Origin of the sequence: Actinomyces capricornis (assembly GCF_019974135.1) — a bacterium.
Taxonomy (GTDB): domain Bacteria; phylum Actinomycetota; class Actinomycetes; order Actinomycetales; family Actinomycetaceae; genus Actinomyces; species Actinomyces capricornis.
In genome coordinates this window covers 2228156-2253909 of record NZ_AP025017.1, presented here as the reverse complement: position 1 = coordinate 2253909, position 25754 = coordinate 2228156, and the positions used below count along the sequence as shown (strand labels likewise).

Here is a 25754-nt window from a genome sequence, read left to right as displayed (position 1 = left end):
GTCATGCGGTCGGCGATGCGCCTGGCGGCAGGGTCGGGCCCGGGACGCACTGGGAGCGCACCGGGCGCTGGCCGGGCCGGTCGGGGCTACTGTGTGCCGGTGAGCCCTGAGATCCGCATCCTGCGCGAGGACGACCCTGAGCACGACGCCCTGCTGGACCGGGGCTGGCGGGTGGTGGCGACCTCCTGGGGCGCGCGCCTGAGCCTGACCGACGACGCCGATCCGGCCCCCTTGCGCCGTCGGGTCGAGGAGGCCGAGGCCCTGGGCTACCGGGTCCTGGAGCTGGGGGCCCAGGAGGCCGGGGAGGCCGTCGCCCTGGATGCGGCCTGCGCCGAGGACTACCCCTGGACCCCGGCCACGGGCCACCAGGACCTGGATCCTGAGGAGCTGGCCCGCGCCCTGGCGGGGCGGGCGGCTCGGGCCTTCGGCGCCCGCGGCCCCGACGGCGCCCTGGTGGCTCTGACGATCCTGGAGCCCCTGGAGGACCGCTGGGAGGTGGACCGCACCTGCGTGGCGGGTGCCCACCGGCGCCGGGGCCTGGCGGTGGCCGTCAAGGCGGCCTCGATCCTGGCGACCTTCGCTCAGGGCGCGCGCAGGTGGGGCACGGGCGGCGCGGCGGTCAACCGGGGCTCCCTGGCGGCCAACCGCGCCCTGGGCTTCGAGCTGGAGCCCCTGTGGCACTCCCTGGAGGCGCCCCGGAGGGCGTGATCCGGGTCAGCGTCCACGCAGGGTGCGGTCTCGCCTCGGCGACCGCCCCCTGCCTCCCCTCGATCCGCATCGACGCCGGCCGCCCCGTCCCGCACCCATGTCAGCCACCCAGTCTGCTTTCTGGAAAATCTCAGGATTCTCACACCACAATGGCCTCGCGCCTGTGTCTGGAAACACCCGTGAGCGCCGTCATGATCAGCGTTCCATGCTCCGAGGTCACGGTAGCGTGCCGTGCATGACCCAGTCTCTTGAGCAGGATCTCGACGCCGCCGTCACGTCTTGGATCGCCGAGGACCCCGACCCGGTCACGCGGGCCGAGCTCGACGGGCTCCTCCAGGCCCACCGCAGCGGTCAGGCCGAGGCCACCGCCGAGCTGGCCGACGCCTTCGGCTCCACCCTGGCCTTCGGCACCGCCGGGCTGCGAGGGAGACTGGGAGGGGGCCCGGCGCGCATGAACCGGGTCGTGGTCATCCGGGCCGCCGCGGGCCTGGCCGCCTACCTGCGCGAGCAGGTCGGGGAGGGCTTCACCGCGATCATCGGTTATGACGCCCGGTACGGCTCAGCCCAGTTCGCCCGTGACACGGCCTCGGTCATCACCGGCGCCGGGGGGCGGGCGCTCCTGTTCGACTCGCACTGCCCCACCCCGGTGCTCGCCTTCGCCCTGAGGCATCTGGAGGCCGACGCCGCGGTCATGGTCACCGCCTCCCACAACCCTCCCCAGGACAACGGCTACAAGGTCTACCTGGGCGGCCGGGCGGTCTCGGACTGGGGCCAGGGCGCCCAGATCGTGCCGCCCTATGACGAGCGGATCGCCGCGGCCATCGAGGCGGTCGGCCCCCTCAGCGATGTGCCCATGCCCGAGCAGGGGTGGGAGGTGGTGGATCCGGCAATCCGCGAGGAGTACCTGGAGCGGGTCACCCAGGCCGCCTGCACCCGGAGGATCGCCCCGTTGAGGATCGTCCTGACCGCCATGCACGGCGTGGGCGGCCCCCTGTGCCGCCAGGCCCTGGAGCGGGTCGGCTTCGACGACATCGTGGAGGTGGCCGAGCAGTTCGAGCCCGACCCGGACTTCCCCACCGTCCCCTTCCCCAACCCCGAGGAGCCCGGCGCCCTGGACCTGGCCATGGCCCTGGCCCGCAAGGTCGACGCGGATCTCATCATCGCCAACGACCCCGACGCCGACCGCTGCTCGGCGGCGATCCCCGACCCCTGTGCCGAGGGCGGCTGGCGCCAGCTCACCGGCGATGAGGTGGGCGCCCTCCTGGGCGAGCAGGCCGCCGAGTTGGCGGCCTTCGCCGGCACCGGCGTCCTGGCCAACTCCATCGTCTCCTCTCGGCTGCTGCGCCGCATCGCCCAGTCCCACGGCCTGGGCCACCGCCAGACGCTCACGGGCTTCAAGTGGATCAGCCGGGTGCCGGACCTGGTCTTCGGCTATGAGGAGGCACTGGGCTACTGCGTGGATCCGACGGCGGTGCGGGACAAGGACGGGATCTCCGCCTCGGTGTGCCTGGCCTCCCTGACCTCGGTGCTCAAGCAGCAGGGCCGCAGCATCCCCGACCTGCTGGACCGCCTGGCCCGGGACCACGGCCTGCACGCCACCAGCCCCCTGAGCCTGCGCGTGGAGGATCTGAGCATCATCACCGAGACCATGGAGCGGCTGCGCTCCGGCGGTGCTCCCGCCAGGCTGGCGGGCTCCCCGGTGGTTGAGGAGATCGATCTGCTCGACGGCGCCCCGGACTGCACGGGGGATCGACTGCCGCCCACCAATGGGCTGGTGTGGACCACCGCGGCCGACGACCGGGTCATCATCCGGCCCTCGGGCACCGAGCCCAAGCTCAAGTGCTACTGCGAGGTGATCCTGCCGGTGGGCAAGCAGGACGATATGGCCGCCCTGCGCCGGGCCGCGGCCCAGCGCCTGGAGGAGATCAAGTCCGACCTGCGCGGGGTGCTGGGGATGGGCTGAGCCCTCCCGGGGCCTGTTGCCGCATCGTCGTCCACTGCCGGGGATCCTACCGGCTCTCGCCCACCCGTCGGCGCAGCAGGCGGGGCAGCACCCCGTGCCGGGGCGAGCCCAGGTAGGCGGCCAGGAAGGCCAGCGCCTGGCACACGGTCACCCACCCGGCGGCCGAGGCATTCGTCCAGTACGCGATGTAGAGGCCCACCACTGTGCAGACCGTCGCGATCAGCGGGGCGATGAGGAGCATCCGCCCCATCCGGTCGGTCAGCAGGTGCGCCGTCGTGCCCGGGACGATGAGCATGGCCACCACCAGGATGACGCCCACGACCTGGAGCGCCACGATCGTGGTCAGCGCGAGCAGCACCAGCAGGAGCGCATTGATGCGCCCCGGGCGCAGCCCGATGGCATGGGCATGCACCCGGTCGAAGGCGAAGAGCGTCAGATCCCTGCGCCGCGCGAGGAGCACCACCGCCACCCCGAGGGCCAGGACCAGCACCATGGTCCGGTCCGCCGGCGAGATGCCCAGGACATTGCCGAAGATGATCGAGTTGAGGTCCGTGTTCGAGGGGTAGCGGGACTTCAGGATGAGGCCGGTGGCGAAGAAGCCCGTGAAGACCACCCCGATCGCGGCGTCCCCCTTGACCCGGCTCGTATCGCGCAGCACCCCGATGAGCCCCACCGAGGCCAGCCCGAAGACGAGGGCACCCACGGTGAAGGGCAGCCCGAGCATGTAGGCCAGGACCACCCCGGGCAGCACCGCATGGGAGACGGCGTCCCCCAGCAGGGACCAGCCGATGAGCACCAGCCAGCAGGACAGCAGCGCGCACACGATCGCCGCGGCCGCGGCCACGATGAAGGCGTTGACCATGAACCCGTAGGCGAAGGGCTCGGTCAGAAGGGTCAGGAGGTCGCTCATCGCAGCATCCCCTCCCCCGCGCCGGGCTCGGTGCCGAAGGCGCGGGCGACATTCTCGCCGGTCAGCACCTGGGCGGTGGGCCCGGCGGCCAGGATGCGGCGGCTGAGCAGGACGACGTCGTCGGTCAGTGCCCGCAGCGAGCCCAAGTCGTGGGTGGACAGGAGGATGGCGCAGCCCTCGGCCGCCAGCTCGCGAAGGAGCGCGGTGATGGCGGACTCGCTGGCCCGGTCCACCCCGGCGAAGGGCTCATCGAGCAGCAGGAGCCTGGCGCCCTGGGCGATGCCCCGGGCCACGAAGGCCCGCTTGCGCTGCCCGCCGGACAGGGCCCCGATCGGGCGGGCGGCCAGGGCGGTCAGGCCCGTGCGCTCCATGGCGGCCTCCGCCGCCTCCTGGTCGGCGCGCGAGGGGCGGCGCAGCAGCCCCATCCGCCCGTAGCGGCCGGTCATGACCACCTCGCCCACGGCGATGGGGAAGTCCCGGTCGACGGCGTCCTCCTGGGGGACGTAGCCCACCAGTCCTCGGCCCCGGGCCGCACGCCCGTCCAGACCCGCGACGGCGATGGTTCCGGCATCGGGGCTCAGCAGGCCCATGATGGCCTTGAAGAGCGTGGACTTGCCCGAGCCGTTGGTGCCCACCAGTCCGCAGACACGGCCCCGGGCGACCTCCAGGCCCACGTCCTCCAGGGCGCGGAGGCTGCCGTAGCTCACGCTCAGGCCGTCGACTTTCAGGACCGGCTCCTGGCCGGGGGCCGCCGCATCCCGGCTCACTGCGAGGCCTTCCCGGTCAGGGCCGCGGTGATCGTGGCCGCGTCGTAGCGGATGAGGTCGAGGTAGGTGGGCGCATCGCCGTCGGCGTCGGTCAGGGAGTCCACGTACAGGGTGCCGCCGAAGGCGGCCCCGGTCTCAGAGGCCACCTGCCGCATGGCCTTGTCGTTGACGGTCGACTCGCAGAAGACGGCGGGGACCTGACTGGAGCGCACCAGCTCGACCGTGGCGGCCACCTGCTGGGGGGTCCCCTCGCTCTCGGCATTGACCGGCCACAGGTACCCCTCGCTCAGGCCCGCGTCGGCCGCCAGGTAGGAGAAGGCACCCTCACAGGTGACCAGGACCCGCTGGGACTGCGGCAGGCCGGAGATCGTGGCGACCATGTCGTCCTTGACGGCTTGGAGCTCGGCCTTGTAGGCCTCCCCGTTGGCCTGGAAGTCGGAGGCGTGGCTGGGGTCGAGCTCGCTGAAGGCCTCGACCATGACGTCCACGTAGGACTGGGCGTTGGTCGGGCTCATCCAGGCGTGCGGGTTGGGCTGGCCGGCGTAGGCGTCGGAGGCGATGCTGACGGGCTCCACGTCCTGGCTCAGGGTGACGGTCCTGGCCTGGGAGCTCGCCGTGAACTGCTCGAACCAGCGCTCCAGTCCCAGCCCGTTGTTGAGGATGAGGTCGGCACCGGCGGCCGCCTTGATGTCCTCGGGGGTTGGCTCGTAGTCGTGGATCTCGGCACCCGGCTTGGTGATGGAGCGGACCTCCAGGTGCTCCCCGGCGACCTGCCTGGCCATGTCCGCGATGACGGTGAAGGTGGTGAGCACCACCGGCTTGCCGGAGTCCCCGCCGGAGCGGGCCGTGCCGCAGGCGGCCAGGAGCGGGAGGGCCAGGGTGAGGGCCGCCAGGACGGCGATGGCCCGACGCAGGGGGATGACGACGGTTCTCATGCCCTCATCATAGTTTCGGGCACCCGAAACTATGCAAGTCGAGTGGCCCTGTTGCACATCTTCACCTGCCCCGCATCGGCGAGTCCGCAGCATCATGCGGGCCGAGCCGGGGCGCCGGATCGGTCCCGAAGATGTGCAGCAGGAGGGCCGCTGCACATCTTCGGCCGCCCTCAGCGCAGGCGCCGGATGCGGATCCGCATGATTCCGGCATTCGCCTCATCGGCCAATGGGTGAAGATGTGCAGCGCCCCGGGCGTGGCCGGTGGGATCGCCGGCCGTTGGGGGCCGGAGGTGTGGGACTGCTGGGCCTCAGCCCTCCATCTCCTCCAGGATGGCGGCACTGGAGGACAGGCCCAGGCGGCTGGCCCCGGCCTCGACCATGGCCAGGGCGTCGGCCGCGGTGCGGATACCGCCGGAGGCCTTGACCCCCAGGCGATCCCCCACGGTGGCGCGCATGAGGGCCACCGCATGGGTGCTGGCTCCCCCGGCCGGGTGGAAGCCGGTGGAGGTCTTGACGAAGTCGGCCCCCGCGGCCTCGGCCGCGCGGCAGGCGGCGACGATCTGCTCATCGTCAAGGGCGGCGGACTCGATGATGACCTTGAGCAGGGCGCTCCCGCAGGCCTCCTTGACCGCGCGGATATCGGCCTCGACCTCGGACCAGCGCCCCTGGGCGGCCAGGCCCAGGTTGATGACCATGTCCACCTCCTGGGCGCCCTTGGCCACGGCGTCGGCCGCCTCGGCGGCCTTGACGGCGGTGGCGTGGGCGCCGCTGGGGAAGCCGCAGACCGTGGCCACATGCAGGCCCTCGGGAACGGAGACGGGCAGCATGCTCGGGGAGACGCATACCGAGTACACGCCCAGCTCGGCGCCCTGGGCCACGAGGGCCTCCACCTGCTCGGCGGTGGCCTCGGGCTTGAGCAGCGTGTGGTCGATGAGGCTGGCGATCTGGGCCCGCGTGGTCATGGATGGTCCTTCCGGTAGGCGTGAGCGGATCACTGGAGTGGATCGGTGCGAAGCAGGATGCGGGCGCCGGCGCCCGCCGACCCAGCCTACGCGGCCCGGGCCGCAGGCAAGCCCCAGGGTCGTGGTCCGCGGCCTGTCACGGGTCAGCCGCCGCCGAGGCCTGCCAACCGGTGCCAGCTGCCGTCAGTCGGGGTCAGTCGGGTTCGGCCGGGGTCAGGAGGGCGAGGATGCGGGGCCAGCCGCCGAGCTGTCGTGGACCGGGCGATCGTGGATCGCGGGGGGCCAGGAGGTCGAGTGCCCGCACGCTGCCGCTGCCGGGCTCGTAGAGGTGCACCGCTCCCGGACCGGGGTCGCGCTGGCCGATGAGGGCCCAGGGCAGGGCGAGCACATAGTGCCGGGGCACGACCAGGCTCCCGCACGCCCGGGCCGATAGCCCGGCCAGCCCCGGGGCGCCCCGGTCCAGGCGCAGGGGCCCTCCGGTCAGGAGCAGGGCGGGGCGCCCGCGCGCCAGCTGGCGGCGCATCTCCTCGACCTGCTCCGGCCAGTGCGGGCCGTGGTCGCGCACCCAGCGCACCTCGTAGCGCATGGCCCGCCCTGGGCGCACCGGGGAGGCGGGGGCGGGGGATGCGTCAGGCGCTCTGGGGCCTGCGGGGGCGGCGGACCCGGCCGGCAACGGCTTCGCCGATGCGGCGCCGGTCGTGCTCATGGCCCGACCCACCGCCCAGGGCGTGGAGCCCAGGGCCCGAGGCCAGGATGCCAGCCACAGGCCCGCACTGTTGATGGTGCGCTGGAGGGTCTTCTGGCGGCGGTTGAGGGCCTCAGCCAGCAGGGCGCCGGTGGTGGGTCTCGCACCAGGGCTCACGCCCCTGTCCAGGGCCCGCCCCAGCCTGCGGCCCTCCTGGTCGTCGAGGAGGAGCCTGGCGGCGAGCAGGCAGGCGGCGCCGCAGGTGGTGGCATCGGCCTGGGTCATGGTCACCGCATCGCCGGCCTGGGAGAAGCGCCCAACGCGCAGGCGGGAGTTGGCCACTCGGATCCGGGGCTCGGTGACGACCACTGGCGCCACCCCTGCCACTGGGCCCGGCGGCTGAGGGCCCTGCGAAACCGGCGCCCCGCTCGTCACGCTCCCTGACGCCGCTGCCTGAGTCGATGGCGAGTCGCAGGAGGAGGCTGATGCGGTCTCTCCGGAGGCGGGGAGCCGGTCAGCAGGGTGGTCTGCGGGAGCCATGCCACCATCGTAATCCCCCGCCCGCCCGGAGCTTTCCGGGCGTCCTCCCGAGTCCCATCATAGAGATCGCAACCAAACCGCAAGACGCTTCATGGGATGAGCCGCTCTCAGGGACGGCGCATGCTCTCAGAATGCGGATAGCGCCAAGAATCCGTGGGCCCGCGATAAGCGATGCTCAGTGCCGGTAGTGCACCGCCCTCATTGTACTAACGAACACGTCCCTCATCATCGCCATTCGGAGGTCGAGCTCCTCGGGAGGAAGACCGTCCGGAATTTCAGCAAGAAGACGCCCCCATTCCAGTACCCCCACTAGTTCGAGGGGGTCGATATCAAGATGCCTTGTGGGAAGATGCACCACCCCTGTAGCACTCTCCACCCTCAAACGCTCAAGAATGGATAGAGAGGCATAATCAGGATGATTCTTCTTCAGCATGACAACAACATGATCGCCGCGAATATAGGAACCGCCGATGAGACTCCAGGGCAAGAACAGTGCAGGCAGCCAGGTCGTCCTGTCGACGACCCCCTCTCGATCGATGATCATTCCCACACCCCGAAGAATGATACCCGTCATGGCAGCAGCGATGATGGCGCAGATCAGTGCCACGGAGAGGAAGAACCGCATTAGCTCGTCGGTCCTCGCCGTCACGCCCACATAGCAGAGCAGTGCCGCGCATGCGGAGATCACGCTACAGGTGCCGATCGGCCTGCGGCCGACGAGGCGCAGGGAATCAGTCCCGAGCTCACCGACCATGCTCGACGGCGCCGGCACGGATGACTCCCGCAGATGAGCGCCACTACCCGCGCCCACCACCCAGGAATCCTGCGACGGACCATCGCGATGAGCACTCTCTGCGGTGCTGGACGTGCGATAGAAGAATCTGGGGAGGAGAAGAGTGGGAATGGCTGCATAGACTACTGCGACTACCACGAGGACTGCATTAATGACCAGTGAGGCACCAAGAACGTACTTCAGAGCATCGGGAGGCCGGGGCGAGACGGCGATGAAGGCCCCTGCGATCATGAGGAGGAGGCCGGCGAACGGAAGGCACATGAGGTTGAGCCTTGTTCGGAATGCATGGAGGCCGAGCAGGGCCTGTCGCACCGACTCCGCCTCCGGACCGGCAATGAGAGCGATCCATCGTGCAATCGCCGCAAGGCCAAGAAGGGCGATCAGGGCGCCTATCGCTCCGGCTTCTTCCGGCAGAATCACATTCCACCTGCGCTCACTGAGAAGCATTGGCCAGGGCCGGGGTACCTCGGATCACCAAGAAGCTGACGGCGAAGATGACCGTACCCACCGCCTCCATCGCTCATGGTCGTTGGATCACCCGAGATCTCCAGACCTGGCTCGTGGGCGGTGAGGATGCTGTGAATCCATTCCAGCCGATGAGGGCTGTTGAAAATCTCAGCAGCCCACGCAGGATCATTCTGGGCATCCCTGAGAAAGTTAGCAAAATTCATGATATTACCCACAGGAGTTAACAACAGGAACAACGGTTGTGCGCGCCGCTGCCGGTAGGGCTTCGGTCGTCGTGAAGCTCGGTAGGAGATTTTCTGCTCACTATCTGCGATCCAGGATCCGACGATCTCGCCTCGATCATTTCTGTCAACACTCTTGAATGCAGAAATATCCTTCCAGGCAACTTCCACTACGCGATCCCCCACCCGCTGACGCAGACCCCAGCCATTCATCTCAATACTCCCAGGATGGCGCTTCCGCTTACTTCGAACTACACCATAGTATCCCGCCCATCCGAAGAAGAACGCCCCAAGTAACGCTAAAACTGCCAGAATTACAAGGGACGGAATCTCTTCTCCTGGTGGCTGATATGCTGTACAACTCAAGAAGAAGAAGAAAAACGCTGATGATCCCCAAAAAAGACGGGCGGCTATAGATGTGAGGAGCGGATCAGTTTCAGTGTCCGCCACTATTATAACCGATGCATCACCTTTCATCAACTCAGGCGACGTCACTTCGTAGGACGCAGTTCTCCCGAAGTGCCAGCATTGAAGCCCACTGAACAAACCCACTAGAATGCACGCAACATTCGACGCAGCAAGGGAAATCGGATTAATAGGGGGGTCAATAAGTCGAATCAAGACCGCCCCAGCAATACCGACTATCGGCAAAAAGAAGGCAAAGAACGCCAATAAAGAGTTCTTTCTTCTGCAAGCACTACTTTTCTCGATTCGAGTCGACATCTCATATCACCCACTATACTTACACATTAACTAGCATGACTGAGCCTTTCTCACCGGGAGGTGAGGTGTCGGTGTGGGGATCGTTGAGGTGCTGGGGAAAAGTAGGCGTGTCGTGGGTGGGGGCATGCGGGGCCTGGGGGCACAGTGGTGTTGACCAATAACATCTACTTGCTCCGGCCAGGCCCCGCACGGCTGTCCTATCGTGCCACGCTTGATGTTCCCGTTGCCGCCGCCCGCACCATCAGCGGCTGGCTCACCGCCCACCGCAAGGCCCATGACATCCGCACCGACAGGGTCGCGGCCCACAATCCCGATACCGGCTGCCACATGTGGTATTCGGGCAAGCACAAGGCCTTCGGGGGCAATGTCCAGGTGCTCACTGACCCCACCGGCTACCCGGTATGGGCCAGCCCGGTCGAGCCCGGAACCGGCCCATGACATCACCGCCGCCCGGCGCCACGTCCTACCAGCCCTGCACCAAGGGCCGCTGCCCAAGGGCTGCCCACTCTGGCCGACAAGGGCTACACCGGGGCAGGTATCGGCATCAAGACCCCCATCAAGGGGGCCAAGTCCTGCCCCGATGATGCGACCTACAACACCATCCAGACCGGCCTTCGAGCCCCCGCCCAGAGAGCCAACGCCCTGCTCAAAGGCTTCAAAGCCCTGAGAAAAGTCAGCCTGGACCCTTCCACGATAACCTCCATAGCCTCAGCAGCCCTGGTCGTCCTCAACCTCAACAACCAACTCCGATGAGAAAGGCTCACGGTACGTAGACCACCGGAGGCATCGGCAATTCGCGCAGACGTGAGCCCTGATGCCGGTCGGCGCTCGACGACGCGAGAGGCATGCGATCTCTATCCATGCCCCATACTTTACCCATCCGATATACGACCTGCAATCACAACGTGTCATACAGCCATCACTTAAGACAGCATCTCACCACACGAGATCCCGAGCCGGATCACCGCCATCGCGCCGAAAGGACCTGATGTCCCTCAGACCCCTTCGTGTAGAGATTACCTCCTATGATCGACACTGCGGGCGATCTGTTCCAAGCAATGGCCGAGGAACGTCGCCTTCACCGCGCGCGGCACGGCCTTGCCCCAATCCTCGACTCCGGCCCGGGCTGGTCCGCCCGGTTCGGATCGGCTCAGGCCGATTCGTCGGTGATGCGCTCGATGATGACGCCCCGGCCCCGGAGCACCTGGGCCGCCTCGGCCTGCTCCGAGCCGGCCGGGGAGACGGCGACCCCTTCCCGGAGGACCTGGAGGGCCCGCTCGAAGCGCTCGGGGGTGTCGGTGTGGAGGGTGGCCAGGGGCGTGCCGGCGCGCACCTCGTCCCCGGGCTTGGCGTGCAGCTCGATGCCGGCCCCGGCCTGCACGGCGTCCTCCTTGCGGGCACGCCCCGCGCCCAGGCGCCAGGCGGCCACGCCCACGGCCAGGGCGTCGAGCCCAGTGAGCACGCCGTCGTCGGGGGCGGTGAGCACCTCGGTGTGGGCGGCGCGCGGCAGAGCGGCGTCGGGGTCCCCGCCCTGGCGGGAGATCATCTCCCGCCACACGTCCATGGCGCGCCCGTCGCCCAGGGCGGCGCGCAGCTCATCGCGGCCGGTGGGCCGCCCGGCGGCGGCGAGCATCTCCTGGCCCAGGGCCACGGTCAGCTCCACGACGTCGTCCGGCCCGCCACCGGCCAGGACCTCCAGGGACTCGCGCACCTCCAGAGCGTTGCCCACGCTCAGGCCCAGGGGGACGGACATGTCGGTCAGCAGCGCCCGGGTGACCACGCCCGCCTGCACGCCCAGGCCCACCATGGTGCAGGCCAGCTCCCTGGCCTGGTCCAGCTCCTTCATGAAGGCGCCGCTGCCGACCTTGACATCCAGGACCAGGGCCCCGGTGCCCTCGGCGATCTTCTTGGACATGATGGAGGAGGCGATGAGCGGGATGCAGGAGACGGTGGCGGTGGTGTCCCGCAGGGCGTAGAGCCTCCTGTCGGCCGGGGCCAGGCCGGCCCCTGCGGCGCAGATGACGGCGCCGGGGCCGCGGTCGCCCAGCATCTCCATGATCTGGTCGTTGCTCAGCTCGGCCCTCCAGCCGGGGATGGACTCCAGCTTGTCCAGGGTTCCCCCCGTGTGGCCGAGGCCCCGCCCGGAGAGCTGGGGCACGCTGACGCCGAAGACGGCCACCAGTGGCGCCAGGGGCAGGGTGATCTTGTCCCCCACGCCCCCGGTGGAGTGCTTGTCGGCGGTGGGGCGTGCCAGGGCGGAGAAGTCCATGCGCTCACCGGAGTCGATCATGGCCCGGGTCCAGTCAGCGATCTCCTGGGGCTCCATGCCGCGCAGGTAGATGGCCATGGCCAGGGCGCTCATCTGCTCCTCGGCCACCACCCCGCGCGTGTAGGCGTCCACCACCCAGTCGATCTGGTCCGGGCTGAGCCTCCCGCCGTCGCGCTTGCAGGCGATGACGTCGACGGCGTCGAAGGGCTCCACGGCGGGTGCGCTGGTCATGGGCGGGCCTCCTGGTGGGCGGGTGCGGGCTGCTGGACGGCGGTGAGGGCCTCGTGGGTGAAGCGCTCGGGCAGTACCTCGTCGATGGTCATGATTCCCCCGGGCATGGCCAGCTCCATGCCGGGGGCGGCGTGCTCGGACAGGAGCTGGCGGCAGCGCCCGCAGGGGGCGCAGGGCTCACCGCGGGCGTCCACGCAGGCGAAGGCGGTCAGGCGCCCTCCCCCGGTGCGCACCAGCTCGGAGACCAGCCCGCACTCGGCGCACAGGGTGACCCCGTAGCCGGCGTTCTCCACATTGCAGCCCGAGACCAGGCGCCCGTCGTCGACCAGGGCGGCGGCGCCGACCTTGAACCGGGAGTAGGGGGCGTAGGCCCGCTCCATGGCCTCGATGGCCAGGAGCCTGAGACGCTCCCAGTCCTGGGCGGCGGCCGGCTGCGCGGCGCTCACGGGTAGGGCACCCCCTCGGCGGCGGGGGCGCGCACCTTGCCCACGAACCCGGCCACCGCGAAGATGGTGACCACGTAGGGGAACATGAGGATGACGTTGGCGGGGATGGGGCTGCCGATGACCGAGAGGGTCTGGCCCACCGAGGTGGCGAAGCCGAAGAGCAGGGAGGCGCCCAGGGCCCCCAGGGGGTTCCAGCCTCCCAGGATCATGGCCGCCAGGGCGATGTAGCCGTTGCCCGCGGCCATGTCCTTGGTGAAGGACAGCCCGGATCCCAGGGTGAAGAAGGCCCCGCCCAGGCCGGCCAGGGCCCCGCCCAGGACCAGGTTGGCCACGCGGGTGCGCATGACGTTGATGCCCACGGTGTCGGCGGCCTTGGGGTGCTCCCCGCAGGCGCGCATGCGCAGGCCCCAGCGGGAGCGGAAGAGCATGACGGACAGGATCGCCACGGCGGCGTACATGAGGTAGACCAGGATCGTCTGGCGGAAGAGCACCGGCCCGATGACCGGGATCGCCGAGAGCCCCGGGATGGCCAGGGTGGGCAGGCGCATGGCGGCGTTGAGGCCTGCGGGGTCCTCGGACAGGACGGTGGAGAACAGGAACCCGGTCAGTCCCAGGACCAGGACGTTGAGCACCACGCCGACGACGATCTGGTTGACCCGGTACTTCAGCCCGAACAGTGCCAGGAGCAGGGCCACGAGCATGCCGGCGAAGGGCGCGGCCACCAGGCCCGCCCAGGGGCTGGAGGCCAGGGAGGCGACGACGGCGCCCAGGAACGCCCCGCCCAGCAGCTGGCCCTCAATGGCGATGTTGATGGTTCCCGAGCGCTCCCCGATGAGCCCGGCCAGGGAGCCGAAGACCAGGGGCACGCTCAGGGCCAGGGTGGAGGACAGGATGGTCACCACGGGGATGACGGATTCGCGGCCGGCCCCCACCCAGGTCAGGAAGGACAGGACGAAGGCCAGGGCCATGGCGGCCTTGATGACCACATTGATGTGGCCGCGCGCCTCGGCCAGTCGGAAGGCCCAGACGGTGACGGCCGCGTTGAGAACCGCCATGACGGCGATGACCGCCTTGGCGAGCAGGCTGAGAGAGGGCAGCTGGAGGAAGTCGCTGCCCGTGGCCAGCTGGAAGGTGGTGTGCCCGTGGGACTTGAGCATCATGAGCACCTGGAGGACCAGGACGATGACGCCGGTGACGGGGATCTTCAGGGCCATGGGCTCGCGCACGACCAGCTCGGCCGGCGCATCAGGGGCCACGGCGGTGGGATGGCCCGGGGCGCCGTGCGTGGTGCGGGTGGTGGTGCTCATGACTCAGGCCTCCTGGGCGGCGGTCGCCGGGATGCGGTTCTCGTGCTGGCGCCTCCAGGAGCCCTGGGCGGGCAGCCGGTAGATGGCGCGTACCAGTGGCGGGGCCGCGATGAACAGCACGATGGTGGACTGCAGGACCAGCACGATGTCCACGGGCGTCCCGGTGGCGGCCTGCATGAGGGTGCCTCCGGCTCTCAGGGCGCCGAAGAGGAGCCCGGCCAGGACGGTGCCCAGGGGCGTGGAGCGCCCCAGGAGTGCCACGGTGATGGCGTCGAAGCCGATGGTCCCGGCCACGGACAGGCTCAGGTGCTGCTCGGTCCCCAGGACGGGGGCGGTGGCCGCCAGCCCGCACAGGGCGCCTGAGACCATCATGACCAGGACGGTGACCAGGGGCACGTTCATTCCCGCGGTGCGCGCGGCATTGGCGTTGAGGCCGGTGGCCCGGAACTGGAAGCCCAGGGAGGAGCGCTCCATCATCCACCACACGGCCGCGGCGGCCAGCAGGGCGACGACGAAGCCCGCGTGCAGGCGGAAGGACTCGCCCAGCAGTCGGGGGTAGTGGGCGGTGGCCTGCATGTAGATCGACTTGGGGTTGGAGTTGCCCTCCCCGATGAAGGCGTCCAGGGTCAGGACCTGGGCCAGGAGGTAGCCGGCCACCGAGTTGAGCATGATGGTGACGATGACCTCGCTGGCCCCGGTCTTGGCGCGCAGCACTCCGGCCAGGCCGCCCCACAGCAGCCCGCCCAGCGCGGCGAAGGCCATGGCCACCAGGATGTGGACGACGGGGGGAAGTCCCCAGGCGATCCCCACATAGCTGCCCAGGATGGCGCCCAGGATGAGCTGGCCCTGCCCGCCGATGTTGAACAGGCCCGCCCGGAAGGACACCGCCATGCCCAGGCCCGCCAGGATGAGGGGGGTGGCGATGGTCAGGGTCTCGGTCAGCGGGCGGACGGCGCGGTGGAGGGTGGCTGCGCGCCAGTCCAGGATGGAGCCGCGCAGCAGGGCGGCGTAGGCCTCGTTCAGGGAGGTGGCGGCCGCCGAGAGGAAGTCGCTGGGGCGGGCGAAGAAGTAGCCCGCGGTGGTGCGCACCTGGGGGTCGGCGATGAGGATGAGCAGGCTGCCCACGATGAGGGCGCTGAGCACGGCCAGGATGCCCATGAGGGCGGTGGACTCGGCGATCTGGCGCAGCAGCGGGGGCCGGTCGGCCGTGGCCGCCGGCTGTTCCTTGTGGGCTGCGCCCTGATCCTTGGGGGCTGGGGAGGCTGTCTCCTGGCTCATCACTTCTCCTCTGGGTCCGCGGCGGTGCCGGCGTCGGCAGGGCTCTCCCCGGTCTCGCGGGACTCCGGCGCCTGCCCGCCGTCGGGCTGGGCCGCCTGGGCCTGGGCCTGGTCGGCGGTGGCCCCGGCCATCATGAGGCCCAGGACGTCGCGCGGGGTGTCGGGTGGGACGATGCCGACGATCCGCCCGCGGTACATGACGGCGATCCTGTCGGACAGGGCGTAGATCTCATCGAGCTCGGAGGAGATGATGAGGACGGCGGTGCCGGTGTCGCGCTCGGCGACGATGCGCTTGTGGACGAACTCGATGGAGCCCACGTCCAGTCCGCGCGTGGGCTGGCAGGCCACGAGGGCCTTGAGGGGGCGGGAGAGCTCGCGGGCCAGGATGGCCTTCTGCTGGTTGCCGCCCGACAGGGTGGAGATGGGGTCGCCCACGTCGGTGACGCGCACGTCGAACTCCTCGCGCAGGGTCTCGGCGTTGAGGCGCACCTTGGTCGGGGACAGGCTGGGCCCGGCCCCGAAGGCGGGGTCGTCGTAGCGGTCCAGGATCATGTTGTGGGCCACGGAGAACTCCGCGACCATGCCGTCGTCGGCCCGGTCCTCGGGGACGAAGCCCAGGCCGGAGCGCAGGCGCTGGTGGACGCCGTGGTCGGTGACCTCGGTGCCGCCGAAGGCGATGGTGCCGGTGGTGGGCTGGCGCAGTCCCAGGATGGTCTCGCTCAGCTCGGTCTGGCCGTTGCCCTGGACGCCCGCGATGCCCAGGATCTCGCCGTTGCGGACGTGGAGGTCGACGTCGTCGAGCAGCATGGCGCCGTTCTCGACCAGGGTGACGCCGTCCAGGGTCAGGCCCTCGGCGCCCGGGGCGGCGGGCTCCTTGTCGACGGTCAGGGACACGTCGTGGCCCACCATGAGCCCGGCCAGGTGGCTGGCCGAGGCCGTGGGCTCGGCCGTGCCCACGACGCGGCCGCGGCGGATGACGGTGATGGTGTCGGCGACCGCGCGGACCTCGCGGAGCTTGTGGGTGATGAAGACGATGGAGGTTCCCGAGGCCTTGAGCTCGCGCATGATGGCGATGAGCTCGTCGGTCTCCTGGGGGGTGAGCACGGCGGTGGGCTCATCGAGGATGAGGACCTGGGCCTGGCGCGAGAGCGCCTTGATGATCTCCACGCGCTGCTGGACGCCCACGGGCAGGTCCTCGATGCGCGCCTCGGGGTCGACGTCGAAGCCGAAGCGGCGGGAGATCTCCAGCACCTTGTCCCGGGCGGCCCGGGCGTCGATGAGCCCACCGCGGCCGGTGGGCTCGTAGCCCAGGGCCACGGACTCGGCGACGGTGAAGACCGGGACGAGCATGAAGTGCTGGTGGACCATGCCGATGCCCGCGGCCACGGCGTCCCCGGGGCCGGAGAAGGACACCGGGGCGTCGTCGATGAGGATCTGGCCCGCATCGGGCTGGTAGAGCCCGTAGAGCACGTTCATGAGCGTGGACTTGCCCGCGCCGTTCTCCCCCAGCAGGGCGTGGATCTGTCCGGGCTCGACGGTGAGGTCGATGTGGTCATTGGCCACGAGCGGTCCGAAGACCTTCGTGATCCCGCGCAGCTCGAGCTTCACGCTGTGCTCGCCTCCCAGGTAGTGGTATCGGTCGGTGCGGCCGGCGCGCCCGGTCCGGGGTGATGGACCGGGCGCGCCCGGTCTGCTCAGGAGGGGTCGTAGGGGGTGCTCACGTCGAGGGTGCCGTCGATGATCTGCTTGCGCAGCTCCTCGATCTTGGCCTTGACATCGGCGGGGACCTTGGAGTCCTGGTCGTGGAAGGGCGACAGGGCCACTCCGTTGTTGTCCAGGGTGCCGATGTAGGGCTCGGCGGTGTAAGAGCCGCTGGAGGCCTCCTTGACGGTGTCGTAGACGGACTGGCCGATCTCCTTGACCACGGAGGTCAGGATGATCTCGCCGCCGTCGGTGGACTCGAAGCCGTCGGAGTCCACCCAGACCACGAGCTCCTCACCGGAGCTCTCCTTGACCGTGGACAGGGTGCCCAGGCCCACGGGTCCGGCCACGGGCATGATGATGTCGGCGCCCTGGGAGATGAACTGGTTGGTCAGGGCCTGGCCCTTGGCGGTGTTGGAGAAGTCGCCGACGAAGGAGCCGCCCTCGGGGTTGGAGGGGTCCCAGCCCAGGACCTTGACGGACTTGCCGGTGTCCTCGTTGTACTTGGCCACGCCCTTGGCGAAGCCCTCCATGAAGATCTGAACAGTGGGGATGGGCCTGCCGCCGTAGGTGGCCACAGTGCCGGACTTGGACATGGCGGCGGCGGAGTACCCGGCCAGGTAGGCGGACTCGGCGGTGTTGAACAGCAGGGGCTTGCCGTTGGGAACCTCGACGGTGTCCCCGGCGGTGTCGGCGAAGGTGGCGTCGATGAGGGCGAACTCGACATCGGGGTTGGCCTGGGCGGCGGTGGTCAGGTCCGCGGCGAGGTTGAAGCCGACGCCGAAGATGATGTCGCAGTCCTGCTGGATGAGGCTGTCGATGTTGGTGGTGTAGTCGGCGGCGCTCTCGGACTCCAGGGTCTTGATGGACACGCCCAGGTCGGCCTCGGCCTTCTCCAGGCCCTCGCGGCCGGACTGGTTGAAGGACTGGTCGTCGAAACCGCCCTCGTCCGAGACCATGCAGGCCAGGAAGTCGCCTGCCGCGCCATTGCCCGAGTTCGCGCCCTGCTCGGGGGCGGCGCCGCAGGCGCTCAGGGCCAGGGCGGCGGCGCATCCGAGCGCCATCGCAGAGTGAGCCTTCTTCATGGGTACCTCCGTGACAGGATGTGGGGCACAGATCGGTGCGCCTGTGCACATGCCCTAGAATACGCGGTCCTCCAGGCTGCTGATGCCATGGCCCCTGAGCGGCCAGCCATGGTGGCGACCGCTGCTCCAGGCCGGAGGCGGCTCACCGGGCTGCGACCACCCATTGTCGGGTTGCTCACGTTGCGCCACCGAGCCGGTCACAGGCGGGGCACCACCAGCGATCCCGTCGCATGAGCCGGTCCCCACGCAGCACAGTCCTGCCAGTGCTATCCTGACGCAGGACGAGGCACCAACCTACTACTGCAATAGTCCTTATCCATATACGGCAGGGCCGTTTAAGGAGGCAGGCATGGACGTCGGTTCATTGCGCTCCCGAGTTCTCCTCGGCACTCGAGTCTATGCGGGTCCGGTTCTGGCCTGCCTGGTGTGCGCGAGCGGATTGGCGGCCTGCGCCTCCAGCACCGATTCGACGGCGCAGTCGACGGTTCCTGCATACACCGCCGCACCGCCCTCGACTTCCCCGGCAGATATCGACACCGGCCCTCCCGGCCCTGCGGACGGCAGTGGCGCGCCCGCCTCAACCGCGTCCACGGATTCCCTATCGAGCCCTTCGGACAACTATACGGTCACCTCAGTACCCGGCGGCTTGACGCCGGAGCAGGAGCAGGTGCTCATCGCTTACGCCTCATATGACCAGAGGGCCTGGAGGTCATATCGGTCACTCAGTCAGGATGACGCCGCATCGGTGGGCGAATACGCTAGCGGCCAGGCCCTCATCAGTTTCAATACGATTTTCGCGGACCGCGCAGCACAGCAGGTGAGGGTTCAGGGCAGCGGGGCGGTGTCATTCGCATCCGTGGAGATGACGGGCGATAGCCAGGCAGTGGTCACGGTATGCGTGGACACGACAGGGGCATCGCTGGTGGATGCCACTGGAGCGCTGGCCGGGGAGGACATCCAACACCGCTACTCATCCCAATCCATGCTCCACAGAAGTGGGCAGAAATGGATGGTCGTCTCTGACGAGAATACCGGAGTCGACGATTGCTGAGACAGCGGCACATGAGCGCGCTCTTCCACAGGTCCCGGCTCGGGGTCATCACCGTGGTGATCACGGCAGTTCTCGCCGCCCTGCACCCTGTCGCCGCCTACGGGACGACGGGCGGCGGCTCGGCCACCGCCGACACCCAGGGCAGCACCATCAGTGTGAGCGTGAGCGTCACCTACGACTCCTCCTCCGGTGGTGCGGTGACGGCCGCAGCCTCCTCCTCATCGACGACGGCGCATGTCGCGCCAATCTGCAAGTACATCCCCCTGGCGACCGGCAAGGGCTTCGCCGAGCCCGAAACCCGGCGCTGGTGGGGCATGTACGATGGCGATCCCACATATGGGAGCATGTCCGACATCATCAGGGACGCAACGGCGCAGGACTGGAAGTCTCACGCCGACGATGAGCAGGGCATGTGGTACATCATCTCGTGCAGTCTCGCCGCAGCCGGGTCACCAGAAGCCTTGGAGGAGGCGCAGGCGTCCTTCTACGGGGCGAACCCAACGGTGCTCTGGGTGGACGGAGGCTCCCCTCCCCCGGCTCGCTTCTACATATCTCCGGAGCAGTTGGCCCGGAGTGCCTGGGACGCAGTGACGATCCCCGACCCCTCGATCTCCCACAATCCATCCCTCGGGACATCTGGTGCAACACTGGTCGGCTACGAGACCTGGGTGTGGGCGGAGGGCACACCGATCTCGATCACGGCCGTTGCCACGGCCGGGGATACGAACGCCACAGTGACGGCCACCTCCTCCGGCCTGACGCTCAGCGCGCCGGACGCTCAGGCCTCCTGCAGTGGCTTCGGGATCCGCTGGACCGCTGGCACTCAGACAAACGACTGCTCGATCGTCTTCACCCGGTCCTCAGCGCTTCATGGCGGCACGACCCCCTTGACCGTGTCTGCGACCTACGCGGCCTCATGGGACTCCAATACTGGCGCAAGCGGAAGCCTGGGCCATATCACCACCTCCTCGACAACGCCGATCCCGGTCGCCGAGGCCCAGACCCTCAACGCGAGTGGGGATCACTGATCACCCAAGGCCAGGGCTTTCAGGCGGGTCACCCGCAGGGGCACCGACGAGTTGTCCTCGGCCTGTTGGCGGGGATGCGGGTCGTCGGTGTGCGGTCATGGGCAGGGCTCCCCGGGGGCGGTCGTGGTGCCTGCTGGATCGCGAGGGCTGTTGTGGGTAGATTGCGCGATGGTAACGGTAAGGTCACGTGATGGGAGGGCTCATCGTGGGAAGTGCACGCAACCGGGCAGCAGGAGGGGTGCTGGCCGCATTCCTGGCCCTGGCCGCGGTGGGGGCCTGCTCCTCAGGCGGGCAGCAGGCCTCGGACCCGACAACCCTGGCCCAGTACACGCCCCAGACCACAGCACAGGCCTCAGGGGCCCCACCCTCAGCCTCCTCCGAGGGCTCCACTACCGACACCCCCTCCGGGGCCGACGCCACGGCGACGAGCTCGAGCACCTCGATCACCACCGAGGAGCTCTCCCGGCCCGACATCAACTACACCATCACATCCCTACCGACCGACCTCACGCCCGAGCAGATCAGCGTCCTGCGCGACTACGCCTACTACGACCAGGTCACATGGGAAATTTTCCGCACCATGAACGGAATGGATGAGGCACAGACAGTCCTCACCGGCCAGGCCCTGGAGACCTTCACCAGCACTTACAACAGACTGGAAAACTCAGGACAGCACCTCGAGGGCTCCTACACCGTCGATGTCACCTACGTGGAGATCAGTCCCGAAACCGGAACGGCAGTCGTCGGAACATGCTCCGACAGAACAGCGGTCCAAGTAATCTCCACAGACGGCCAGGATGTCTCTGAATCTAACGGATGGGGTCGCGGGGTGACGGTGAGTGACATGGCGAAAGAGGGCGACAGGTGGATCGTCACGGCTGACAGGAATGAGGAGCACGGAAGTTGCTGATGGCCGCATGCCATGAGACCGCCGAGGTATCCGAACCCACCCAAGGCTAGGAACTATGAGGTAAGTCACCCTACAGGGAGTGTCGTTGGCCTGTTGGCGGGGATGCGGGTCGTCGGTGCGCGGTCATGGGCAGGGCTCCCCGGGGGCGGTCGTGGTGCCTGCTGGATCATGGGAGCTGCTGTGGGTAGATTGCGCGATGGTAACGGTAAGGTCACGTGATGGGAGGGCTCATCGTGGGAAGTGCACGCAACCGGGCAGCAGGAGGGGTGCTGGCCGCATTCCTGGCCCTGGCCGCGGTGGGGGCCTGCTCCTCAGGCGGGCAGCAGGCCTCGGACCCGACAACCCTGGCCCAGTACACGCCCCAGACCACAGCACAGGCCTCAGGGGCCCCACCCTCAGCCTCCTCCGAGGGCTCCACTACCGACACCCCCTCCGGGGCCGACGCCACGGCGACGAGCTCGAGCACCTCGATCACCACCGAGGAGCTCTCCCGGCCCGACATCAGCTACACCATCACCTCCCTCCCATCAGATCTGACCCCAGAGCAGATCGCCGTCGCCCGCGACTTCGCCTATTACGACCATGTCACATGGGGAACTGTTCGCACCATGAACGGAATGGATGAGGCACAGATAGTCCTCACCGGCCAGGCCCTGGAATCCTACACCAATACCTACAACCATTTGAAGGCCGCCGGGGAGCACTATGAGGGCACCTACATCGTCGACATCACCCATGTTGAAGTCAGTGCCGAGACGAGCACCGCGATCGTCGGGACATGCTCCGACAAAACTCAGACACGGAAGGTATCTGCGGACGGCGAAGACGTGAGCAACCCCAACGATCATGGTCGTTATGCTGAGACGATAGAGATGACAAAGGAGGGCGACAGGTGGATCGTCGCAATCGCCAGGCAAGAGGGGCTCGGCAGTTGTTGACAGTATTGCGCCGCCATTCCGTCGGGAAGGCCGCCCTGATCGGCGTGCTTCTTCCGATCGTGAGCCTGGTAGCACTGACTACAGCCTCCCAGGCTGCTGCTATGACCAACAACACGGGTAGTAGTGCCCAGGAGTCGGGAGATGGATCCGTGACGATCACCGTGTCAGTGGAGTCGACCACGGCCTCTGGTGGCTCTGGAGGGGCACCTGGAGCCGACGGATCGGGAACCACGTCACAGCAGGTGGAGGCCACGGTACTGCCAATCTGCTACCACAAGCCGTATATCAGCGGAACAGAGGCGCGGGCGTGGGTGAATTCCATCTACGAGAAGAAGAAGGACGACGCGAAGGCCAAGGAGGCGGCCGACCGACTCTACCCGAATTCAGAGGCGAGAGCCAATGAGGGCGGCATGTGGCATATCCGCTACTGCGATCGCTCCAGGGCGGCTAATGATGAGGAGTTCCGGGCCGCGTTTCGTGCTTTCTATACGGCCAACACAGAGTTAAGGCTATGGGTGCCCGCAGGTTCCAAGCCCCCGACTCCCCCTATTCCTGGAAGCGTCCTGGCCCGCGCTGCGATGAAGGCGATCACCATCCCCGCCCCCACAGTCGAGACGAACCCCAAGCTGGGCCAGAACGGCGCAACGCTGGTGGGCTATAACACCTGGGTGTGGGCCACAGGTGACACGCCGACCTCTATCACGGCTACGGCAACTGCCGGGGACTCCTCAGCGGAGGTGACGGCCTCGTCCTCGGGCCTGAACCTGTCCGCACCCGATAGCGAGGTGTCCTGCACCGGATTTGGCCGGGAGTGGACGCCGAACGAGCCTGATGGCGCCACAAGCGATTGCATGGTCTCCTTCACTCGCTCCAGCGCTCACCTGGGCGGCACAACACCGCTGAAAGTCCAGGTGACCTACGGGGTCACGTGGTCAGCTTCGGACGGCACCAGTGGCAGCCTGAACTCGGTGACAACGAACTCGCAGTTCGACATCCCCGTGGCTGAGGCGCAGACCCTCAACGGGAGTGACAACTGACGACTGACGTCCTCCCTCTCTCCCTCCTTGATCGCACCTGCGCCTGAGGGGCCATGGGTAGGACGACACCTGGCTCTTGGCCGGACTGTCATGTACGATCACAACATTGATCTGTCGATGTGGAGGGATCATCATGACTGCTTCTGGTACCGTTCGTCGCTCTATTGCGGCTGGCTGTGCGCTGCTGATCGCGGCGGGAGGTGCGGTTGCCTGCTCCGCCGATGGCGGGTCATCCACCTCGCAGCCCACGGTCCCGGCCTTCTCACCGCAGGCCTCCGCCCCGGATACCGCCGGCGAGCAGGAGCATGCTGCGGCTAGCGCCTCGGCGAGCGCCTCGACGCAGGAGGTGACCACGCAGTCCCTGTCCAATGAGGAGATCGGCTATGAAGTGACGTCCATCCCAGAGGACCTCAACGGGAAGCAGCAGGATGCCCTCAAGGCCTTTGTCGCCTATGACCAGTTCACTTGGAACGTGTGGTTCACCCCGGCGGGTACCGGTGCGGGTACTCAGGGGGCGGAGGAGTTGGCCAAGGGCGATGAACTAGCGTTCTTCCAGGGCAATTATGCGGCGCTGGAGCCCGGTGAGCGACTCTCCGGCCCGGTGCATGTGGCCTTCCTCTACGTCGACGTGCAGGATGCCTACGCGCCCGCGCGCGCTGAGGTGGTGGCTTGCACGGATCGTCGGGATGTGCGCAGTTTCAACGGCGCCGGTCAGGAGACCACCGACCCTTCCCAACAAGGGCGCTACCAGCACCGCTATATCCTGGATAATTCTGATGGGAAGTGGAAGATGATCGGCAGTATCTTCGAGTCGCAGAACGAGTGCACCGCATGAGGAGCAGCACCACCAGATCATATCCGCCGCGTCCGGGCCGCTCGCTCATCCCGGCGCTCTGCGCAGTGCTGGCCCTGCTCCCGGGCGGGCTGGCCCACGGCGACGGGGGGCAGTCCTCAGCCGCTGGCACTGCTGCGGGCTCGGCGGGCGGTTCGGGCGGGAGCCAGCAGATCACGGTCTCCGTGGTATACACGTATTCCGAAGGTGGATCGGGCGGCGGTGGCGGAGCCATAACCTCCGAGTCCTCGACGACAGCAGCGGCCACGGTGGAGCCCGTGTGCAGCTACTCGCCGGGGTCCACCGGGAAGGAAAAGTACGAGTGGCTCAATTCCCAGGGCACTGCCGCCACCGCGGCCATGACTGGCGAGAGCGCGGAGGACTGGAAGAGCGACTACCCCGACCTGGATCAGCACAAGGATGACACGGAGGGCCGCTGGTACTCCCCAGAGTGCCGCTGGAGCAGTAGCAGTGATATGTCTTCGGAGGAGTACCGGAGGATATCCTCGGAGTTCTTCGCCAATAATGGCCCTGTGTTCGTTCCCGCGGGCGGGACGCCGCCGGCGCCCCTGATCGACGGCAGGACGCTGGCGGAGGCGGCGTGGGATGCGGTGTCGATTCCGGACCCTCACGTGGATTACAATCCCAGGCTTGGCAGCTCCGGTGGCACACTGGTGGGCTTCCAGACGTGGGTGTGGGCCACTGAGACCCCGGCGGAGGTGATTGCGACGGCGACCGCTGGCCCGGTAACGGCGACGGTCACGGCCCGGTCGAGTGGGCTGAGCCTGTCGGGACCTGATCTGGTGGAGGACTGCGAGGGTTTTGGACGGCCATGGGCGCAGGATGCTGGTGCGACGGACTGCTCGGTGACCTTCACTCGTTCCAGTGCTCATCTTGGAGGGACCACGCCAGTAAAGATCTCCGTGTCGTACCGGACGGAATTTACTGCGTCGGATGGCGCTGGTGGCGCTCTTGACGCGGTGACGACGACGAGCACGGTGGGTATTCCTGTGGCCGAGGCCCAGGTGCTTAACAGCACTGGTAAGCCTTCGGCCCCCTGACCTCTTGACTCTCATCTGGAGAGCACTGCACCGGCGCACTTCTGCACAGTGTATCTGGTCTGCACGGTGTATCTGGTCTGCACAGTGTACTTGGTGCAGGAATCCTGATAATCGGGAAGCTTCTACTCGCTGGCCTGGGTTGGCGAGCCGGTTGCAGATGGGTCTTCTGAGGTGCCGGCGGTGGTGGTGGGCGCAGGCGAGGGCGTCAAAGACCCGAGGCCTGTGTGGTCCAGGGTTGCCTCCGCCTTGCGCAAGGCAGGATCAATCAGATCCATCGGAGATAAGTCGGCAGGCTCACCCGACGGATTCGTCACCGACAAGTACATCAGCCCCTTCTTACCCTCATGATCGAAGCGAAGAAAAACACGCTGCGTCGTGCTCTTCGTGCCAGCATTCTCGTTCGTGACAACGTTGGTGTACCCCAGAACACCATACGGAACGACATTCTGAGCAAGGGGCTCAAAGAGTTCAGTAGCTTGAAAATCTATTCTGTATTTCATAGGAGCCGTCTTAATGCATTCATCTATCGCATACTGAACATCGCGGAGCGGATTACTCCCTGTACTCTCATATATAAGAGTTTGCTGTACGAGTACTCCGTTACTGGAATCAAGTCGAATAGTTGTAGGAGGGTATTTTTCTCCACGTGAATAGAATCTGTGCAGCACCGGCCTCATATCTATACATCCTGTCATTTCGTCGATTCTCGTAATCTCTGATGACGTGGCACCCGGAACATCAGCAACCTCCAGCATCCGCTCGGCCGTCATCTCACGAGGATCACGCTCCCCACCCAGTGAGCATCCAGCCACAAGCAGCAGCACAGCCATCAGCGAACAGATCATTCTTCGGATCAGCACATGCACCTCCTTCATAAAACTATTGGCGTCATTCATGGGACTTTTC

At 67.7% G+C, this 25754-nt stretch carries 25 protein-coding genes; 11 read left to right on the top strand and 14 right to left on the bottom strand.

Translation table 11 applies throughout. From position 1 onward, the window contains the following. The first annotated feature begins 99 nt into the window (after positions 1-99). Positions 100-708, top strand: coding sequence for a GNAT family N-acetyltransferase (locus MANAM107_RS09215; RefSeq protein ID WP_223907669.1), 609 nt, complete (start codon positions 100-102; stop codon positions 706-708). A 235-nt stretch (positions 709-943) separates the two neighbouring features. Continuing rightward, positions 944-2671: a phospho-sugar mutase gene (locus tag MANAM107_RS09210; protein ID WP_223907667.1), complete on the top strand. Its 1728-nt coding sequence runs from the start codon at positions 944-946 to the stop codon at positions 2669-2671. A 46-nt stretch (positions 2672-2717) separates the two neighbouring features. On the opposite strand, the gene MANAM107_RS09205 is transcribed toward MANAM107_RS09210, so the two are convergent. From MANAM107_RS09205 to MANAM107_RS09175, 7 genes are all read right to left on the bottom strand, one after another. After that, entirely contained in the window at positions 2718-3581 is an 864-nt protein-coding gene (locus MANAM107_RS09205) for a metal ABC transporter permease (RefSeq protein WP_223907665.1), read from the bottom strand. Next, a complete protein-coding gene (locus tag MANAM107_RS09200; RefSeq protein WP_223907663.1) occupies positions 3578-4348 on the bottom strand; it encodes a metal ABC transporter ATP-binding protein in 771 nt (256 codons plus the stop codon). Before MANAM107_RS09200 ends, MANAM107_RS09205 begins: the two co-directional genes overlap by 4 nt. After that, a complete protein-coding gene (locus MANAM107_RS09195) occupies positions 4345-5283 on the bottom strand; it encodes a metal ABC transporter substrate-binding protein (RefSeq protein WP_223907659.1) in 939 nt (312 codons plus the stop codon). Before MANAM107_RS09195 ends, MANAM107_RS09200 begins: the two co-directional genes overlap by 4 nt. A 308-nt stretch (positions 5284-5591) precedes the next feature. Further along, entirely contained in the window at positions 5592-6245 is a 654-nt protein-coding gene (gene deoC / locus MANAM107_RS09190) for a deoxyribose-phosphate aldolase (protein WP_223907656.1), read from the bottom strand. A 193-nt stretch (positions 6246-6438) separates the two neighbouring features. Then, positions 6439-7308, bottom strand: a complete 870-nt coding sequence (locus tag MANAM107_RS09185) for a serine/threonine-protein kinase (RefSeq protein WP_223907653.1) — start codon at positions 7306-7308, stop codon at positions 6439-6441. A 337-nt stretch (positions 7309-7645) separates the two neighbouring features. After that, on the bottom strand, positions 7646-8683 hold the full coding sequence (locus tag MANAM107_RS09180) for a hypothetical protein (protein ID WP_223907650.1): 1038 nt from the start codon (positions 8681-8683) through the stop codon (positions 7646-7648). Beyond that, the gene (locus MANAM107_RS09175) at positions 8680-9675 is read right to left on the bottom strand and encodes a hypothetical protein (protein WP_223907647.1); all 996 of its coding nucleotides are present in this window, start codon (positions 9673-9675) and stop codon (positions 8680-8682) included. The genes MANAM107_RS09180 and MANAM107_RS09175 overlap by 4 nt, the downstream gene beginning before the upstream one ends. A 168-nt stretch (positions 9676-9843) precedes the next feature. Here MANAM107_RS09175 and MANAM107_RS13265 point away from each other — a divergent pair, with 168 nt between their 5' ends. After that, positions 9844-10113, top strand: coding sequence for a hypothetical protein (locus MANAM107_RS13265; protein WP_373314041.1), 270 nt, complete (start codon positions 9844-9846; stop codon positions 10111-10113). A 60-nt stretch (positions 10114-10173) separates the two neighbouring features. Then, positions 10174-10428 carry a transposase family protein gene (locus tag MANAM107_RS13260; protein WP_373314094.1) on the top strand — a complete coding sequence of 85 codons (255 nt, stop codon included), beginning with the start codon at positions 10174-10176 and terminating at the stop codon, positions 10426-10428. A gap of 397 nt (positions 10429-10825) precedes the next feature. Here MANAM107_RS13260 and MANAM107_RS09165 read toward each other — a convergent pair whose 3' ends face one another. The 6 genes from MANAM107_RS09165 to MANAM107_RS09140 form a co-directional block, all read right to left on the bottom strand. Continuing rightward, positions 10826-12175: a thymidine phosphorylase gene (locus tag MANAM107_RS09165; protein ID WP_223907644.1), complete on the bottom strand. Its 1350-nt coding sequence runs from the start codon at positions 12173-12175 to the stop codon at positions 10826-10828. Continuing rightward, positions 12172-12555: a cytidine deaminase gene (locus MANAM107_RS09160; RefSeq protein WP_263421959.1), complete on the bottom strand. Its 384-nt coding sequence runs from the start codon at positions 12553-12555 to the stop codon at positions 12172-12174. The genes MANAM107_RS09165 and MANAM107_RS09160 overlap by 4 nt, the downstream gene beginning before the upstream one ends. Before the next feature lie 62 nt (positions 12556-12617). Then, positions 12618-13928, bottom strand: coding sequence for an ABC transporter permease (locus MANAM107_RS09155; protein WP_373314040.1), 1311 nt, complete (start codon positions 13926-13928; stop codon positions 12618-12620). A gap of 3 nt (positions 13929-13931) precedes the next feature. Beyond that, on the bottom strand, positions 13932-15206 hold the full coding sequence (locus MANAM107_RS09150) for an ABC transporter permease (RefSeq protein ID WP_179899312.1): 1275 nt from the start codon (positions 15204-15206) through the stop codon (positions 13932-13934). Beyond that, entirely contained in the window at positions 15206-16813 is a 1608-nt protein-coding gene (locus MANAM107_RS09145) for an ABC transporter ATP-binding protein (RefSeq protein ID WP_223907640.1), read from the bottom strand. Before MANAM107_RS09145 ends, MANAM107_RS09150 begins: the two co-directional genes overlap by 1 nt. 86 nt (positions 16814-16899) lie before the next feature. Next, on the bottom strand, positions 16900-17991 hold the full coding sequence (locus MANAM107_RS09140) for a BMP family lipoprotein (RefSeq protein ID WP_223907637.1): 1092 nt from the start codon (positions 17989-17991) through the stop codon (positions 16900-16902). A 349-nt stretch (positions 17992-18340) separates the two neighbouring features. Here MANAM107_RS09140 and MANAM107_RS09135 point away from each other — a divergent pair, with 349 nt between their 5' ends. The 7 genes from MANAM107_RS09135 to MANAM107_RS09105 all read left to right on the top strand — a co-directional run bounded on the left by MANAM107_RS09135 (position 18341) and on the right by MANAM107_RS09105 (position 24848). After that, positions 18341-19042, top strand: a complete 702-nt coding sequence (locus tag MANAM107_RS09135) for a hypothetical protein (RefSeq protein WP_223907634.1) — start codon at positions 18341-18343, stop codon at positions 19040-19042. Between the two features lie 11 nt (positions 19043-19053). After that, positions 19054-20070: a hypothetical protein gene (locus MANAM107_RS09130; protein ID WP_223907631.1), complete on the top strand. Its 1017-nt coding sequence runs from the start codon at positions 19054-19056 to the stop codon at positions 20068-20070. A 205-nt stretch (positions 20071-20275) separates the two neighbouring features. Then, positions 20276-20980 (top strand): hypothetical protein, encoded by a 705-nt coding sequence (locus MANAM107_RS09125; RefSeq protein ID WP_223907629.1) that lies wholly within the window; start codon positions 20276-20278, stop codon positions 20978-20980. A gap of 266 nt (positions 20981-21246) precedes the next feature. Beyond that, entirely contained in the window at positions 21247-21918 is a 672-nt protein-coding gene (locus MANAM107_RS09120; protein ID WP_223907626.1) for a hypothetical protein, read from the top strand. A gap of 101 nt (positions 21919-22019) precedes the next feature. Continuing rightward, positions 22020-22955 (top strand): hypothetical protein, encoded by a 936-nt coding sequence (locus MANAM107_RS09115; protein ID WP_223907623.1) that lies wholly within the window; start codon positions 22020-22022, stop codon positions 22953-22955. Between the two features lie 133 nt (positions 22956-23088). After that, positions 23089-23790: a hypothetical protein gene (locus tag MANAM107_RS09110; RefSeq protein ID WP_223907620.1), complete on the top strand. Its 702-nt coding sequence runs from the start codon at positions 23089-23091 to the stop codon at positions 23788-23790. Then, a complete protein-coding gene (locus MANAM107_RS09105) occupies positions 23787-24848 on the top strand; it encodes a hypothetical protein (RefSeq protein WP_223907616.1) in 1062 nt (353 codons plus the stop codon). The genes MANAM107_RS09110 and MANAM107_RS09105 overlap by 4 nt, the downstream gene beginning before the upstream one ends. Positions 24849-24970: 122 nt before the next feature. Here the strand turns inward: MANAM107_RS09105 and MANAM107_RS09100 are convergent, their stop codons facing one another. Next, positions 24971-25744: a hypothetical protein gene (locus MANAM107_RS09100; protein WP_223907613.1), complete on the bottom strand. Its 774-nt coding sequence runs from the start codon at positions 25742-25744 to the stop codon at positions 24971-24973. Positions 25745-25754: the final 10 nt, after the last annotated feature.